Origin of the sequence: Ruegeria atlantica, from assembly GCF_947495585.1 — a bacterium.
Classification (GTDB): domain Bacteria; phylum Pseudomonadota; class Alphaproteobacteria; order Rhodobacterales; family Rhodobacteraceae; genus Ruegeria; species Ruegeria atlantica_G.
This window is the reverse complement of sequence record NZ_CANLZK010000003.1, coordinates 70,294-85,364: the sequence shown is the minus strand read 5'-3', so window position 1 is coordinate 85,364 and position 15,071 is coordinate 70,294. Positions and strand designations below refer to the sequence as shown.

Sequence of the window (15,071 nt, the reverse complement as noted above, 5' to 3'; positions counted from 1 at the left end):
TATTTGAATTGAATGGATTAGGCATTGGCACCCTGTTTCGATGCCGGCGCGTTGATCCGCTCGGTGATCTCGGACAAGCGCGCGAGGCTTTGCAGGACCATCGGCAAAACCACGACCGATTGCACAAACTCGAACGAATAGGTGACAACCGAGAAGATCTGCCCTGCCGTCGCCCCGCTTTGCGTCGCCGCAAACCACAGGTTGAAGGCCAGCATGCCAAGCAGGACAGCAAAAATCACTGCGTAGACAAGCGCCTCGGAATCCGACAACCGAACCTCATGCCTGCGCAATCGAAACAAGTGTTGGTCGATCTTTTTCAAATCCATGCTTTGCAACGCAGTCACCTGTCTTTCTGACTGGTGGTTCAACAGCCCATTCAGGCGGAAGAAGCGACGCGAAAACAGGGTGAAGATGATCAGAATAGTCACCGCAGCGGTCCCTGCGGCGGTGGCAAGTGCCCCGTGAAAAGACATCAGAATACCGACCGAGACCAGAACCTGGACGACCGCGCCCATTGATTCAGGGGCCTCATTCTCTAGAAAATCAACCAGTTCGCGGGCCATCAGCACCCGCGCATTTAGCACCGAGACCTCGCGCCCCGCATCCCGTTTGGCCTGCGCCTTACCCAATTCGACGCGGATCGTGCCATAGGCCCTGGTGTCGTAAATTCGGCGCAACGTCGACACAACCAGCAGCGCTGCCATCGCAACACCGAAATGGATGAACGACGTGTAGTCCCCATTCGACAGACCGTCGATCGAATAGCCGATCAACAGGGGAAGGAGAGTAAACAACCCCGTTTCAACCAGGGTCAGACCCCAGGTCGTTGCGATCTTTGTGCGGAAGACCCGCAGCAAGGTCGCAATCGACAACCGGTCGTCGGAGTTGATCATTCTTCTTGCAACCAATCGCGAACGACCCTTTGGTGTTGAACCACGGGGCTTTCCCCAACGGCGGCTGGACCGACCTCAAAATAGGGCGATGTCAGGGATTTCTGTTGCTGTTCACAGGCATAGATGTCCTCTTGCGTGAAATCGCCCGAGGCCATCGGATCGTTTTCATCATACGCATCATCACCGTCATATTTGCCTTTGATGCCGAAATTGTTCCAGAAGGACGCCGACCGGGTGGCCTGTTTCGAAAACTCCCAGCCCGAGGCATTGGCAACACGCGTCCGGTTCAGAATCCGCGTCCTGTCCGAAGCAAGCGGGGTAATGATAAAGACGTTCCACACGTCCTCGGACGCGCCAATTCCTACCCCTGGAAACAGCATCGGCACCCATGCACCATTCTGATCTTCGGGAACGACCCGAGGCATCTGAAGCTTTTTGTTCTGATCTTTGGCGAACTCTGCGACCGGCGGTTCCCAAAAGATGTAGTGCGGCCCATACCAACCATATTGCGCATTGGCGTGGTCATACATCTGTAAGGTGTTCGAATGCAGGTGGCTCAGATGGTAGACGTCGATGTAGTTCTCGACGACGATCTTCCAGTTGGCCTTGATCTCATAGGTGTTGGATGTGTCCTCGTGCTCCACCAGCTCTTCTGGCACGTGCGGCCCGACTTTGTCGTCCACATCGCCGAACCATTTCATGATCGACCCTGCGTTCGGGTCGGGATGCACAAACAACATACCCTTCCAGATATCGACCGAAGCAGGTTTCAGGCCAAGGCAGGATTTGTCGACGAACTTATATTCGCGATGCTCATCCGGGACCGAGATCAGGTTGCCCTCTAGATCATAGGTCCAGTCGTGATAGGGGCAGGTCAGCGCTTTTTGGGTCTTTCCCACGGCGCGGATCAATTGGGTGCCCCGATGTCTGCAGATGTTGTGGAAGGCCCGCAGCCTGCGATCCCTCCCCATGACGATGAACAAGTTGTTCAATCCCGCCTGAACCGAAAGATAATGGCCTGGCTCGGGCAAATCTTCCATAAAACCAGCAAAACGCCATGTTTTTGAGAATATCTCTCGCTGTTCTCGGTCGAACCACTCCTGCGATGTATACGCCTCTGCAGGTAACTCATGGTACATTTGCGGCATGCTGTCCCCTCCTAGGGCCGTCGTCTTCACGGTTGGCAAGCTGAATGTTTTGACCTCAGTAACAGTGGTTAACACTTGCCCGATCTTACGGTGCTTTGAAACGAGATAGGCAAACAGCAAACGACTGTCAATGGTGACAATTTAAAGAGTGAGATCAGCCGAAACACGTAAGCGCATTTTTTGCAATGCCTGCCGTTTCGATCGGTGTCATCTCGCACATGACCTAACGATTCAACCAGATTTAGGCACCTGCAGAGATTTGGCGCACGGGAGCTTATCCGGGACGTAATTTTGGCCTCGGTCTCAATACCTGTCGTATTCCAACCCGTTACAATCAAGGTGACCAATGGCGAAGTTCGACGCGAAGAACTGCATGTGGATGGCGGTCTGACCCGCGAGATTTTTGCCTACCCATACGACTTGCAGATGCGTCAGCTGTTGCGGGACGCTGGGCTGAGCGACCAAAATAACCGCATTTGGTTAATCCACAACAAAACGCTGGGACCGAGTTTCGATCCCTTGCCCGGAAATGCAACCGTAGTGGCTAACCGCGCGTTCGAAATGCTGATCCGTTCGCAAAGCCTTGGCAATATCGAAAGCATCCTGACCCTCGCGAACCGGGACGGGTTTCAAGCCAACATCACCTATATCCCCAAGGAATTTCAAAGAAAGCCGCAGGAACCCTTCGACCCCGAATACATGACCGAACTGTTTGCGATCGGTTATTGGGCCGGACAGCATAAGGAAGGGTGGATCTATGATGCGCAGCAGTGGCAGTGACGAGGACTTAAGGCCCAGCCAATTACTGAAGCAGACAATCAACAAGATGTTTGAACAAAGCGCAAATAACTGCAAGATAACGGGGCAATTCATGAGCAGACCGCATAGATGGTAACGCCACGCCGCCTTTTCCCCTCAATCTCATCACTCCGCGCCCTTGAAGCGCTGGATCGCTTAGGCTCGGCTTCTGCGGTCGCTGATGAGCTTGTCCTGACCCAAAGTGCCGTCAGCCGGCAATTGCAAACACTGGAAGCCCAGCTAGGTGTCGATCTGATCCGTCGGGATCGCAAACGCCTGCTGCTGACGCCGGTTGCGCAGGAATATGTAGCCGAGGTTCGGCAAGGCCTGAACCAGATCGCTCAGGCCTCGCTAAAGCTGCACATGGCTCCTATTGGTGGCACCTTGAACCTTGCGATTTTGCCGACGTTCGGAATGCGGTGGCTAGTGCCCAGATTACCCGAATTTGCCCGAATGCACCCGGAAATAACCATCAACATGTCGACCCGCCTGCGTCCGTTCAGTTTCACCGCTGAACCCTTCGACGCGGCGCTGCATTTTGGAGAACCCGATTGGCCCGGCACGGATCGGCTGTTGCTGCGTGTGGAAAGTGTATTGCCGGTTTGCGCGCCATCCCTGCTGCCCAAAGGCGCGCCGCCATCACCGCGAGATCTGCTGAAACTACCATTGCTGCACATCCAGACCCGGCCCCACGCCTGGCAAGAATGGTTCAGTCATATGGGGACAAGCCATCCCGACGCATTGCCCGGAACGATTTACGATCAATACACAACGATCAATCAAGCGGCGGTTCACGGTCTTGGCGTTGCGTTGTTGCCCAACTATTTGATCGAACAGGACCTCGCGACAGGCAAACTGATCGCAGCCTTCCCGGGCGCGGTTGAGATGATGGGCGCCTACTATCTTGTTTGGCCTAAAACCAAGTCGGACGACCCGTCGCTGCGCAGCTTTCGTCACTGGCTGTCCACGCAGGCCCAAACCGAAGAGGGCCTGCCGCGCTGACGTCGTCGGATGCGACCCGACTTGGCAATCACAAAGTTTCCGTCAGCAATGAAGCCGCCCGCCTCAATTCGGTGCGCCAATTTGACGGCGCGTCAAGTGCGGCCAGTGAATCGAGGGACAGGAAGATCGTTGAAATGCCCTGCGCCACGGCCTTCACCCGTTCTGGTGTGGCGTCGGGCGACACGCGAGCAAAGAACTTCTCAAGAACCGCCACAAAACGTGCCAGGACTTCCAGCAACGCCTCCGCAAGTTCGGGATGATCCCCGACTGATGCGGATAACCCCTGCCACGCAGCAGCAAGCCGTGGGTCGATCTCTTCATCTTTGGCAAATAGGATTTCCAAGAGCTGATCGCCTGTTTCGATCTGCGTAAGATGACAGTCCAACTCCAATGTCAGCGCGTTGAGCGCGTCTGCGACATGCTGATTTAGCGCTTCAATCATCTGGTCACGATTGCCAAGGTAGTGCCGTAACAATGGTCGCTTCACGCCAGCCTCGGCCGCGACACGCTGTTGGGTGGCGCCATCAAGCCCGTACCGGGCCACGCAGGTCATATAGGCATCAAGGATTTCTTCTGACCGTTGCGGTTTTAAACTCGGGCGCGGCATAGCGTTTCCAGTCTCTCCATCAGGCTCAGGACAAGAGCCCTTGAAATCTTGATTAACCGCAGTTTTTGCGGCCAATTTCTTCCAAATCGTCAAAATTAGTGAACGATCACTTTGCATTGACATATGCCGCGTTCAAGGTTACCTGTCAACAATGACAATAATGAAAACTTAGCAGCCATTTGTGAGATCATTCATGCAACAGCCAAACCAAATGCCAGAGGTCGCTACCCAGGAATTGCCACCCGAAGCCTACACATCAGATGAATGGCTGGCGCAGGAAAACAAGAAGCTGTTTTCGCGCAGCTGGGTGTTTGCTGGCGTCGAGTCAAAGGTTGCCAATGCGGGCGATTACATGACGGCCAAGGCAGGGCACTTTACCCTGGTCGTAATCCGCGGAAACGACGGCGAACTGCGTGCGTTCCACAACATTTGCCGACATCGCGGAACCGAACTGTTGGACCACGGCTGCGGCAATGCGGGCAAGACGGTCGTGTGCCCCTATCACTCGTGGACTTTTGGCCTGGATGGCGCGCTGCGTGGCATCCCCGACCAGCAAGCCTGTTTCCCGGACATCAACAAAAAAGAAAACGGCCTGCACAGGGCTTCGGTCGCGGTCTTCAAGGGCATTGTCTTTGTCAATCCCGAACCCGATCAGGACTTGTCAGAATGGCTCAGCGGATTGGAAGATGTCGTCTGGCCGCACGACATCACCAGCCCTGAACTGATATCCTACGGTGAACCTGTAACCTATGAAATGCAGTGCAACTGGAAAGTGTTCTTCGAGAACGCGATCGACGGATACCACCTGGCCTATCTGCACAAGAACACACTGGGCGGCCCAACTCAGGACAAGAACATCTGGGACCCTTATGGCGACAATCAGGTTTGGTACTCGACTGAAAACGAAACCGTGCGTTCGCGTGTTCCGAATTTCGTGTCAACGCGCATGGACAAATGGAACGCGAAGAAAATCCCGCATGCTGAGAAAGAAGGCTATGGCGGCGTCTACATGTTGTTCCCGACAACCCTGATCGTGGCAAGCCCCTGGTCTTTTTCGATATCCGTGATGGAGCCTGTAAGCGCCGGTGTGACACGGTTGCATGCTTATGTCTGGGCCGCAAAATCATGGATGTCGAGCCGCGGATCCGTCAAGGATATCCCCGGTTATGACAAAGTATCCGGCATGATCAAAAGCTCGCACTGGAAAGTGCATCCGCTGGAAACGCAGGACTTCCAGACCGAGGATGTATATGTCGTCGAGAAAATGCAGCGTGCGATGATGTCGCCCAAATACACGGTCGGCAAAATGGCCTCTGGTCCGGGGGCTGAATCTCCGCTGACCTACTTTCAGAGATCGGTTCTACGCCACATGGAAGCGTAGGTACACGCGGCAAGCGACAGAGATTTCACTGGGTCACTTGCTCAACCGGGTGGCCTGCTTCATTTGAGGTGGGCCATTGAAACGACGAGGCTTGACCGCATTTCAGGATCAAGCCTCACACTGTTTTTCGAACCTTCATTCCCCGCCCAAGAGCATTCGGTCAGGAGGGGCGCTCAGGCGGCGCCGCTTTGGTCGTCGCGACTGCAAATCTCGATAATTTCGCGTTTTTGAATTTTACCTGTCGGGCCTTTGGGCAATGCGTCCCAAATCTCGATATCTTTCGGGATCTTGAAGTTGGCAATCTTACCCCGGCAGTACTCACGCAGTTCCGCGCCGCTAACAGGGGTATCCGAGTTCAGGGTGACAACGGCATGAATCCGATCCCCCCATTTTGGATCGGGCAAGCCGAACACACTGACTTCGTCGATTGCATCATGTTCAGCCAGACAGTTTTCGACCTCGACCGGGAACACGTTATAGCCGCCGGACTTGATACGGAACTTTGCCCGGTCCTTGAGATGCACGTAACCCTCGGCATCGATCACTGCGATATCCCCGGTATGCAGCCAACCATCGCGGACAGTTTCCGAATACTCCACCGCTTGGTTCCAATAACCCGGTATCAAATAGGGCGAGTGTATCAGCAGCTCACCCGCCTCACCGCTGGGAAGGTCATCGCCCTGCTCATCCACAACACGGACGTCCACGTAGTAAAGTGGTCGACCCGCGCTTTCCAGACAGTTGTGCCCGTCTTTCAAGGCGCGCTCGTGATCCGTTGCGGTCAGCATCATGCCCATGCCCATCAGCTCGGTCGTGCCAAACATCTGCAGGAATTTGCACCCGAAAGCCTTGAGCGCATCCCGCACCGTCGCAGGTGGAATTGGCGCAGACCCATACCCCAGCTGCCGGATCGACGCGCAATTGTATTGCGTGATCAGGCCGGAAGACAGCAGGTCGTTCAGCATCGTTGGCACCAGAACGCAGATCGTCGCCTGCTCACGGTCAATAAGCTTAAGCGCCGTTTCAGCATCCCATTCGCCGACAATAGCGCATTTGGTGCCGTGGAACATGTTGCGCAGCAGGTGAATGATCGGAACGCCCGATGCCGGCATCGCGTGCAGCCAGACATCATCCGGACCCGCACCTTCCGTCAGAGCGATTACACCCATCGACTCGATCATCAACGCGTGAGGATAGATCGCACCTTTCGGCAAACCAGTTGAACCGGTGGTGTAGCAGATCATCAATTGCTCATACGGGGTATGGATGAAGGCTCCGCGATCAGATGCTGATGCGATCAGGGTTTCATAATCCCGCTCCAGCGTATGCTGCGCACCAACTCCCACCAGCACCGGCTGGCGTTTGCTGAAGGTCAGTGCCTCTTGGGCGATTGCAACTTTCGTGTCCTGCACGATCAGAACATCCAAGCCTGCGTCGTCAATCAGCGCGCCAATCTCGCGCGGGGCAAGGCGATAGTTCAGACCCACTCGAATCGCACCGGCCTTGGCGCAAGCGCCTATGGTTTCCGCAACCTCGATGCAGTCAGGCAGGATCACCCCGACCCTGTCACCCTTGCGGACATCCAGCGGCCGCAACGCATGCGCCAGCGCATCTGTTCGCTGGCCTAACTCGCGCCAACTGCAACGGCGGTCCAGTTCCACATAAGCATCTTGATCCCCAAAGCGGTCTGCGTTTCGGTCGATCAGCTGTCCAAGCGTCGGCATTGGTGTCTCCTCCCGGGCATCATCACGGCAAATTACTAGTTACGTGATGGTCGTTTTTAGTGGCGGTTTTTGGTGGTGTAAGGCGTGCGGAGTCAGGTGAAAATTCACTTTGACCCTACATCAGCCTTCCAGCGGTGTGAGTTTGTGAAATCCCTTGCGCCCATAAATTAGCGCCGACTTTTCCGGGTTCAGGTGAACTTCTTTTACCATACCGAAGAACACCGCATGTGTCTTCGTGTTTGCCCAATTGTCGACCACACATTCAAAGGACACGACGGACTCTTTCAAAACAGGCAGACCCAGATCTCCTTTGATCCATGTCCCGGCTGCCTGGAACTGTTGTTCCTTGTCCATTTTCGACGAAAAGGCACCGACAACCTCGGTCATGTCATCAGGTATGAGGTTTACGGCAAACTTTCGGCTGTCCATCACCACGCCATATGTTCGCGCTGTTCGGTTGATGCATACCAGCAAAGCTGGCGGATCGGCAGTTAACGAACATACCGCCGTCGCGGCCATCCCGGCGCGCGAATCCTCGAATTCTGATGTGATGATGGTCGTTGAGGCCGCCAGCAACTGCATGCCGGTCTTGAACCTGTCTTCTGTGGTCAGGGTCATACTGCGCTCTTGCTAATTAGTGAACGATCACTTACCTTCCACATCGCCGGATAAATGTCAACGCAGACTTCGCAGCCCAGCGGCAAAGAAACGAAAACCCGACCCTTGTGACCAAGGGGACAGAACGGGCACACAGACCAACAGGAAGGCGGTTGCGCACCGCAAAACCAACCGCAGGAGACGCGTATTGAACCAGCATAGCCCCAACCCCGCCGAGAGCCTCGCGACGCTTTTGGAGACACAAAAAACCCACCAGGCCGAACATGGCGCGCCAAACGCGGCTGAACGCAAGGATCGCATCACGCGGTTAATCGACCTGGTATTGGATAATCGCGATACCATGATTGACGCGATCTCGGCTGATTTTGGCAATCGGTCACAACATGAAACGATCGCGGCCGACATCGCTGGTACGGTGAAACAGTTAAAATTCGCGCGGGACAACCTTGATCGCTGGATGCGACCTGAGAAGGCAAAAGTCGAGTTTCCGTTGGGCTTGTTGGGCGCGCGCGGTCGCATTCATTACCAACCTCTGGGTGTCATTGGGATTGTCAGTCCCTGGAACTTTCCGATCTATCTGGCCATTGGCCCAATGGCCGAAGCCTTTGCGGCAGGCAACTCGGTCATGCTGAAGCCGTCAGAGTTCACATCCCGCACATCCGACCTTTTGAAATCGCTGATAGAAGCAAACTTCGCCCCGCACGAAGCCGTGGTTGTGACAGGAGGCGTCGACGTCGCACAGGCGTTCACCGCCCTGCCTTTTGACCACCTGCTGTTTACCGGCGCCAGCAGCATTGGCCCGCACGTCCTTCGCGCAGCAGCTGAACATATGGTGCCGACTACACTGGAACTTGGCGGCAAGAACCCCGCCATCATCGCCCCCAGCGCGGATATGAACCTTGCGGTCGCCCGGATCGCCGCCGGCAAAGGATTCAATGCGGGTCAGGTATGCCTGGCACCGGACTATGTCTTGGTCCCACGCGCAAAGATGGAAGAATTCGCCACCCAGCTTGCAGCAAAACTTGCCGAGGCAATCCCGACCCTGTCCGGCAACCCGGATGTCACCCATATTGTGACCGACCGCCAATTCGACCGGCTCAAGGGCCTTGTGGAGCAGGCACGCTCCGCAGGGGCGAGGGTCGTTCAGGTCAATCCCGCCAATGAAGATCTCTCAGCCACAAATGAGAAAATTCTGCCCCCGACACTGATCGTCGACGCCGATCCGGCGCTAGACGTTATGCAGGATGAAATCTTTGGGCCGATCCTGCCAATCCTGCCTTACGACTCGCTGGATCAAGCGATAAGCTTTGCCAATGCCCGGCCGCGCCCCCTGGCGGCTTACGTATTTGCCAAGGACGCGGGCGAGCAGGAGCAGGTGATGGAAAGCACCATTTCCGGCGGAGCGTGCATCAACGAGACCATCATGCATTCGACCCAGAACACCCTCCCCTTTGGCGGTGTCGGAAACAGTGGCATGGGCGCTTACCACGGCCTGCATGGCTTCAAACGGTTCAGCCACGCAAAAGCTATTTTCAAGCAGATCAATATGGATGGCGTCTTCAAGGCTCTTCGCCCGCCCTATGACGAGAAGTTCTTTAAGACAATGGCACCGTTCCTGAAAAAATAATCTGCGGCACCAACAAAAGAAGGGAGCTCTGCATTTGCGGAGTTCCCTTCAGTCGTTTTGCGGTAATGCCGGCAGCGCGGCTTGTTATAAGCAAGATGCCTGCGGCGATACCTCAGACCTCCAGCCATTCCTTCCGGATTTCGTCATTTTCGCGCAATGCCTGCGGGGTGCCTTCGTAAACCATGCGCCCGTGACCCATGACGTAAACCCGGTTGGTCACACGCAAAGCGATGGTCAGCTTTTGCTCGACCAACAGGATCGAGACGCCACGCTCGGCAATCTGCAGCAGCAGATCCCCTACCTGCTCAACAATCTTCGGGGCCAGGCCTTCGGTCGGCTCATCGATCATAATGAAATCGGGGTTGCCCATCAAAGCGCGGCAAATGGTCAGCATTTGCTTTTCGCCGCCCGACATGACCGAGGCATCCACATCCGCACGATTGCGCAGGTTGGGAAACATCTCGAACATGTCCTCGATACGCCACCGGCCATCGCCGTCCTTTTGGCCGGGTTTCAGCCCCAGCATCAGGTTCTGGCGAGTTGTGAGACCGGGAAAGATATCCCGATTTTCAGGCACATAACCAATCCCGGCCTTGGCAATCTCAAAGCTCTTGCGGCCAGCGATCTCCTGGCCGCGGAACTTGATCGACCCGTGCGGGGCGACCTCGCCCATGATCGCCTTGCAGGTGGTTGATCGCCCAACCCCGTTGCGCCCCAGCAGCGAGACTATTTCGCCCTCGCCCACTTCAAGGTTCACCCCCTGAAGAATGTGACTTTTTCCGTAATAGGCGTGCAAGTCGGTGACCTGAAGCATTACACAGCCTCCTCTTCCAAACTTGCGCCCAGATAGGCTTCTTTCACTTTCGCCGATGCGCGTACAACATCCGGCGTGTCGGATTCGATCACTTCGCCATATACAAGGACCGAGATCTTGTCCGCCAAATCGAAAATCACGCCCATGTCGTGCTCGACAATCAAAAGCGTCTTATCCTCGGTCACATTGCGGATCAGGTTGACGATCAGGTCGGTTTCCGAATGGCTCATCCCGGCGCAGGGTTCGTCCAGCAGAATGATATCCGCCCCGCCTGCGATCGTGATCCCGATCTCAAGCGCGCGCTGTTCGGCATATGCCAGCGTGCCAGCCAGTTCATTCCGGCGCGAACTCAGATTGATCTGCGCCAGAATACCGTCAGCCTTTTTGGTAACGTCCAGTTGGCGGCCAATCATGTGCCAAAAAGAATAGCGATACCCCATTGTCCACAACAACCCACACCGAATGTTTTCGAACACGGTCATGTTGGGAAATATGTTGGTGATCTGGAAAGATCGGCTGAGGCCACGGCGGTTGATCTCGAAGGGCTTCAATCCGGTGACATCTTCGCCGTGCAGAAACACCCCACCGGAGGTCGGCGCGAACCGCCCGGTGATCAGGTTGAACAGGGTCGATTTCCCGGCCCCGTTCGGCCCGATGACCGCGTGGCGTTCTCCTTTGGCGATCCGCAAGTCTACGCCTTGGATGATCTTGGCCAGACCAAAGCTTTTCTCGAGGTTTTTCAGCTCAATAGCAGGAGCGCTCATGCCCGGTCCTCCGCGTGGTTCGCACTGTCCCAGGCATCACGGATTTCCGGCAAAACGCGCGACACTAGGAAGAGGGAGATTGCGGCGATGATTGTTGCAAACGCTACGGCCTGATAGCCGCCACTATCAAAGGAAATGCCATAGAGATGCATCTCGTGATCGCCACCGTATCCGTGGCGCTTGTCGAAAAGGATTTCCAAAATGGCGGCCAGGGACAAGACACTCGTGATCGCAGGGATTGCAACCTTGAGATACGGCTTGATCAGCAAATTCAGTCTACCCAAGGCGAGCGGGCGTCGATGCATCGCGATCAACCCGGCAAAACCAGACGGGAAGAACATCACACAGGCCACGAACAAAATGCCCAGATACAGCGCCCACAATTCGGTATGCAGGCCAAGAACCGTTTGAAGCAAGGTGAACACGACCGCGCCGATGATCGGCCCGACAAAGAAGCCGGTACCACCAATGAAGGTGATCAGCAGGATCGAGCCTGACGTCGCAAGGTTCAGGTTTTCCTCGGTCAGAATCTCAAAGTTGATCGCGAACAACGACCCGGCGACACCGGCAAAAAAGCCCGAAGCACAGAAGGAAATCCAGCGAACGTTGCGCTGAGAATACCCCAGAAACTCGGCGCGTTCCTCGTTATCGCGCACTGCGTTGGCAATCCGCCCGATCGGCGTGCGCGAGAACAGATACATCAGCAGTGCTGCCACCAAAAGCCACACGACCGTAAGGTAATAGACCTCTTGCTGTGTAAGGAATTCATATCCGAATACAGGAGGTCCCATGGTTCGGTCGCCCGAGATGCCTTCTTCGCCGCCAAAGAACACGACGATGATGACGGAACAGGCGGCGATCAGCTCTCCGACACCAAGCGAGATCATAGCGAATACAGTGCCTGCCCGACGGGTCGAAAAACTACCGATCAGGAAGGCGAAGACCATGCCGAACAAACCCCCGACAATCGGCAGAAACGGCAATGGCAACCACAGCCCGTCCTCGACCATGTTCATCACGTGCATGGCAAAGAACCCGCCAAGGCCCATATAGACCGCATGACCAAAGGACAGCATACCACCCTGCCCCAGCAACATGTTGTAGCTCAGCGCGAAGACGATGGTGATTGCCATCTGGTTCATGATCGTCAGCGCCGAACTGGACTGGAACACAAATGGCAGGCACAACAGGAACAGAGCGGCAAATGCCCAGGGCATCACGTTCGATAGCGATATCAGCCGCGTAGTGCCCGCAGCTAAGGGTGTCTTACTAGCGATACTCATGATTCACGGTTCCCCATAAGACCTTGCGGGCGCAGAACAAGAACGATGATCATCAACAGGTACGGTAAGATCGGACCAAGCTGAGGCAGCGTCAGTGTCCAAAGGTCCTGCAGCGGATGATCCCAGATCATCTCTGGCTTGGTAAAGCCGATCGCGGTCAGCACTTGTTCGGCCGTAACGTCATAGGCGGTGGCAAAGGTCTGAAGCCAGCCGATAATCAGGGATGCAACCAGGGCGCCCCAAAGCGAACCCAGACCGCCGATCACAATGGTCACAAAAACGATCGAACCCAGCTGCAAGGCCATGCCAGGGAAAACCCCCAGAACCGGACCAGCGATGACACCGGCCAGCCCGGCCATCGCGGTTCCCACGCCAAACACGCACATAAAGACCAGCGGTACGTTGTGACCCAGATTCTGCACGGTTTCGGGATAGCTGAGCGCGGCCTGAATGGTCATGCCGATACGGGTTTTGGTCAGAATGTATAGCAGCGTCAGGAAGATCCCCATCGCAACGGCGATCATGAAAACCTTGTAGGCAGGAAAAGCATTTCCAGCGATAGCGAAAGCTGCAAAATCCAGCGCGGCAGGTTCCGAGAATGGAAGCTGACTTTTGCCCCAGAAGAATTGAATCGTTTCTTCAATCAGCAGCGCAAGACCAAAGGTAAAGATCAGTTCTGGCACATGCCCGTATTTGTGAACTCGCCTTAACCCGTATCGCTCGATCAGAGCTCCGATCAAACCGACAATCAATGGCGCGACAAGCAAGCCGACCCAGAACCCGGTGACGAGGCTGATCTGATAGGCGAAATAAGCACCCAGCATGTAAAAACTGGCATGAGCAAAGTTCAGAACGCCCATCATGGAAAAGATCAGTGTCAAACCGCTGCATAGCATGAACAGCAACAAACCAGTCACAAATCCATCCAACACGTTCACGAGGAACAGCGCCATTACGTGTCTCCCTGCATATTATTGAGTGGCAGACTGGTGGCCCGCCCGAATTTCAGACGAACCACCAGAGTGGTTAGAGGGTTATGGGCGCTTCATCTCGCATGTGGTGGCTGAGTCATTGGACGCCAGTTCGACAACAGTTTCTGCAACCATACCGCGGCCAGACTTGTCGTATTCAAAAGCGACCTCGGGCGTCTGGCCCTGCACGGTCACGGTCTGGATCGTCTGGTGATCGCTTTCACGCATCACGGTCTTGCCAGTGACAATACTGTCGTATTCCATACCTTCCAGCGCGTAGGCGATCGCCTTAATATCCGTGGCGTTGCCAACTTCGTTGATCGCGGCTGCCAGCATCGGTGCAACATTCGCCATCTGGGGTTGACCAAAGTCCAGATCAGGGAAGCTTACATAGAAGGCTTCGATGAATTCCTGCGCTTCAGGTGTTGGGGCCGGATTGACCTGACCTGCGCCGACCAGTTTGACGATACCGTCGCCTTCTTCACCAAAGGCCGCGGTGATGCCTGAGGTCGCGCCATAGTAGGTGTAGATCGGCTTGTCGAAACCGGCACCCATGACCGCCTTGCCCAGACCAACCATGTCGCCACCCCAGTTACCGGTGATCACGGCATCTGCCCCCGAACCAACAATCTTGCGCGCGTAAGGCGTGAAGTCTTTGACTTTGCCGATTGGGTGCAACTCGTTCCCGACAATCTCAATATCGGGGCGCTTTTCCTGAAGGAACCGCTGAGCGGCCGCAGCAACAGCCTTACCGAACGAATAGTCCTGACCGATCACATAGACTTTTTTGATATCCGGGTTGGCCGCAATGTCATCGGTCAACGCGTCCATTTTGATGTCAGCATTGGCGTCAAAGCGGAAATGCCAGAACTGGCACTTGTCATTGGTCAACGCCGGGTCAACGGCGGAGTGGTTGAGGAAGATAACCGGATCATCAGGATTGCGACGATTGTGCTTGGCAACGGCTTCGGTCAGCGCGTTCGCCACACCGGATGATGCGCCCTGAGCGATGATGCGAATGCCCTGATCCATGGCAACCTGCAACTGGATGAGAGATTCCTTTGCGCTGATCTTATTGTCGAAAGGCACCATCTCGAATTCGGCATTCCCATCCAACAGCCCGCCAGGTTCGTTCACCAGCTCTTTGACGCTGTGGCGATAGATCGCCAGGCCTTGTGTGCCCGTCGTCGCAAATGGCCCGGATAGCGGATCAATGAAAGCGATTCGTACTTTTTCCTGTGCCGCAGCGGCCCCTGCAACAAGACCAGCAGCAAGTGCGGTCGCCATCATCAAATTGAACTTGTTCATTTCTTCCTCCCTATTGACACCAGGCGGTAGGTTTCAGCCCGCTGTAAGATCCACACGTGGGTGAGTGATCGATCACTATATTCATGGCTGTTTGTTAGTGTGTCAACGAATTACTGACCGAATTTGGAACTTC

General features: G+C 55.3%; 13 protein-coding genes and 1 pseudogene. 4 read left to right on the top strand and 10 right to left on the bottom strand.

The window, feature by feature from the left end; all coding sequences use genetic code 11:
• Nucleotides 1-17: 17 nt before the first annotated feature.
• Both QMP16_RS08155 and QMP16_RS08150 read right to left on the bottom strand, forming a co-directional pair.
• Entirely contained in the window at nt 18-893 is an 876-nt protein-coding gene (locus tag QMP16_RS08155; RefSeq protein WP_282151962.1) for an ABC transporter six-transmembrane domain-containing protein, read from the bottom strand.
• Entirely contained in the window at nt 890-2,041 is a 1,152-nt protein-coding gene (locus QMP16_RS08150) for an aromatic ring-hydroxylating oxygenase subunit alpha (protein ID WP_282151961.1), read from the bottom strand. Before QMP16_RS08150 ends, QMP16_RS08155 begins: the two co-directional genes overlap by 4 nt.
• Before the next feature lie 246 nt (nt 2,042-2,287).
• On the opposite strand from QMP16_RS08150, the pseudogene QMP16_RS08145 reads away from it, so the two are divergent.
• Nucleotides 2,288-2,821, top strand: a pseudogene (locus QMP16_RS08145) (hypothetical protein); the annotation flags it as partial.
• A gap of 108 nt (nt 2,822-2,929) precedes the next feature.
• Nucleotides 2,930-3,841 (top strand): LysR family transcriptional regulator, encoded by a 912-nt coding sequence (locus QMP16_RS08140; protein WP_282119323.1) that lies wholly within the window; start codon nt 2,930-2,932, stop codon nt 3,839-3,841.
• A 28-nt stretch (nt 3,842-3,869) separates the two neighbouring features.
• Here QMP16_RS08140 and QMP16_RS08135 read toward each other — a convergent pair whose 3' ends face one another.
• Nucleotides 3,870-4,448, bottom strand: a complete 579-nt coding sequence (locus tag QMP16_RS08135; protein WP_282151959.1) for a TetR/AcrR family transcriptional regulator — start codon at nt 4,446-4,448, stop codon at nt 3,870-3,872.
• A gap of 193 nt (nt 4,449-4,641) precedes the next feature.
• On the opposite strand from QMP16_RS08135, the gene QMP16_RS08130 reads away from it, so the two are divergent.
• Entirely contained in the window at nt 4,642-5,829 is a 1,188-nt protein-coding gene (locus QMP16_RS08130; RefSeq protein ID WP_282151958.1) for an aromatic ring-hydroxylating oxygenase subunit alpha, read from the top strand.
• A gap of 173 nt (nt 5,830-6,002) precedes the next feature.
• Here QMP16_RS08130 and QMP16_RS08125 read toward each other — a convergent pair whose 3' ends face one another.
• Together QMP16_RS08125 and QMP16_RS08120 are read right to left on the bottom strand one after the other, a co-directional pair.
• Nucleotides 6,003-7,553 carry a class I adenylate-forming enzyme family protein gene (locus QMP16_RS08125; RefSeq protein WP_282151957.1) on the bottom strand — a complete coding sequence of 517 codons (1,551 nt, stop codon included), beginning with the start codon at nt 7,551-7,553 and terminating at the stop codon, nt 6,003-6,005.
• A 120-nt stretch (nt 7,554-7,673) separates the two neighbouring features.
• Nucleotides 7,674-8,171: a flavin reductase family protein gene (locus QMP16_RS08120; RefSeq protein ID WP_109311127.1), complete on the bottom strand. Its 498-nt coding sequence runs from the start codon at nt 8,169-8,171 to the stop codon at nt 7,674-7,676.
• A gap of 187 nt (nt 8,172-8,358) precedes the next feature.
• Between QMP16_RS08120 and QMP16_RS08115 the strand changes: the two genes are divergently transcribed.
• Nucleotides 8,359-9,798, top strand: coding sequence for a coniferyl aldehyde dehydrogenase (locus QMP16_RS08115; protein ID WP_282151956.1), 1,440 nt, complete (start codon nt 8,359-8,361; stop codon nt 9,796-9,798).
• Nucleotides 9,799-9,910: 112 nt separating this feature from the next.
• Here the strand turns inward: QMP16_RS08115 and QMP16_RS08110 are convergent, their stop codons facing one another.
• The 5 genes from QMP16_RS08110 to QMP16_RS08090 form a co-directional block, all read right to left on the bottom strand.
• Nucleotides 9,911-10,612 carry an ABC transporter ATP-binding protein gene (locus QMP16_RS08110; RefSeq protein WP_282151955.1) on the bottom strand — a complete coding sequence of 234 codons (702 nt, stop codon included), beginning with the start codon at nt 10,610-10,612 and terminating at the stop codon, nt 9,911-9,913.
• Nucleotides 10,612-11,376 (bottom strand): ABC transporter ATP-binding protein, encoded by a 765-nt coding sequence (locus tag QMP16_RS08105; RefSeq protein ID WP_282151954.1) that lies wholly within the window; start codon nt 11,374-11,376, stop codon nt 10,612-10,614. Before QMP16_RS08105 ends, QMP16_RS08110 begins: the two co-directional genes overlap by 1 nt.
• Nucleotides 11,373-12,659: a branched-chain amino acid ABC transporter permease gene (locus tag QMP16_RS08100; protein ID WP_282151953.1), complete on the bottom strand. Its 1,287-nt coding sequence runs from the start codon at nt 12,657-12,659 to the stop codon at nt 11,373-11,375. Before QMP16_RS08100 ends, QMP16_RS08105 begins: the two co-directional genes overlap by 4 nt.
• On the bottom strand, nt 12,656-13,612 hold the full coding sequence (locus QMP16_RS08095) for a branched-chain amino acid ABC transporter permease (RefSeq protein WP_109311132.1): 957 nt from the start codon (nt 13,610-13,612) through the stop codon (nt 12,656-12,658). The genes QMP16_RS08100 and QMP16_RS08095 overlap by 4 nt, the downstream gene beginning before the upstream one ends.
• A gap of 81 nt (nt 13,613-13,693) precedes the next feature.
• Entirely contained in the window at nt 13,694-14,938 is a 1,245-nt protein-coding gene (locus QMP16_RS08090; RefSeq protein ID WP_282151952.1) for a branched-chain amino acid ABC transporter substrate-binding protein, read from the bottom strand.
• Nucleotides 14,939-15,071 lie beyond the last annotated feature (133 nt).

Bases quoted from the DNA above. Each gene is read 5' to 3' on its own strand.
- QMP16_RS08155 (WP_282151962.1), bottom strand. From the start codon at position 893: ATGATCAACTCCGACGACCGGTTGTCGATTGCGACCTTGCTGCGGGTC.
- QMP16_RS08150 (WP_282151961.1), bottom strand. From the start codon at position 2,041: ATGCCGCAAATGTACCATGAGTTACCTGCAGAGGCGTATACATCGCAG.
- QMP16_RS08140 (WP_282119323.1), top strand. From the start codon at position 2,930: ATGGTAACGCCACGCCGCCTTTTCCCCTCAATCTCATCACTCCGCGCC.
- QMP16_RS08135 (WP_282151959.1), bottom strand. From the start codon at position 4,448: ATGCCGCGCCCGAGTTTAAAACCGCAACGGTCAGAAGAAATCCTTGAT.
- QMP16_RS08130 (WP_282151958.1), top strand. From the start codon at position 4,642: ATGCAACAGCCAAACCAAATGCCAGAGGTCGCTACCCAGGAATTGCCA.
- QMP16_RS08125 (WP_282151957.1), bottom strand. From the start codon at position 7,553: ATGCCGACGCTTGGACAGCTGATCGACCGAAACGCAGACCGCTTTGGG.
- QMP16_RS08120 (WP_109311127.1), bottom strand. From the start codon at position 8,171: ATGACCCTGACCACAGAAGACAGGTTCAAGACCGGCATGCAGTTGCTG.
- QMP16_RS08110 (WP_282151955.1), bottom strand. From the start codon at position 10,612: ATGCTTCAGGTCACCGACTTGCACGCCTATTACGGAAAAAGTCACATT.
- QMP16_RS08105 (WP_282151954.1), bottom strand. From the start codon at position 11,376: ATGAGCGCTCCTGCTATTGAGCTGAAAAACCTCGAGAAAAGCTTTGGT.
- QMP16_RS08100 (WP_282151953.1), bottom strand. From the start codon at position 12,659: ATGAGTATCGCTAGTAAGACACCCTTAGCTGCGGGCACTACGCGGCTG.
- QMP16_RS08095 (WP_109311132.1), bottom strand. From the start codon at position 13,612: ATGGCGCTGTTCCTCGTGAACGTGTTGGATGGATTTGTGACTGGTTTG.
- QMP16_RS08090 (WP_282151952.1), bottom strand. From the start codon at position 14,938: ATGAACAAGTTCAATTTGATGATGGCGACCGCACTTGCTGCTGGTCTT.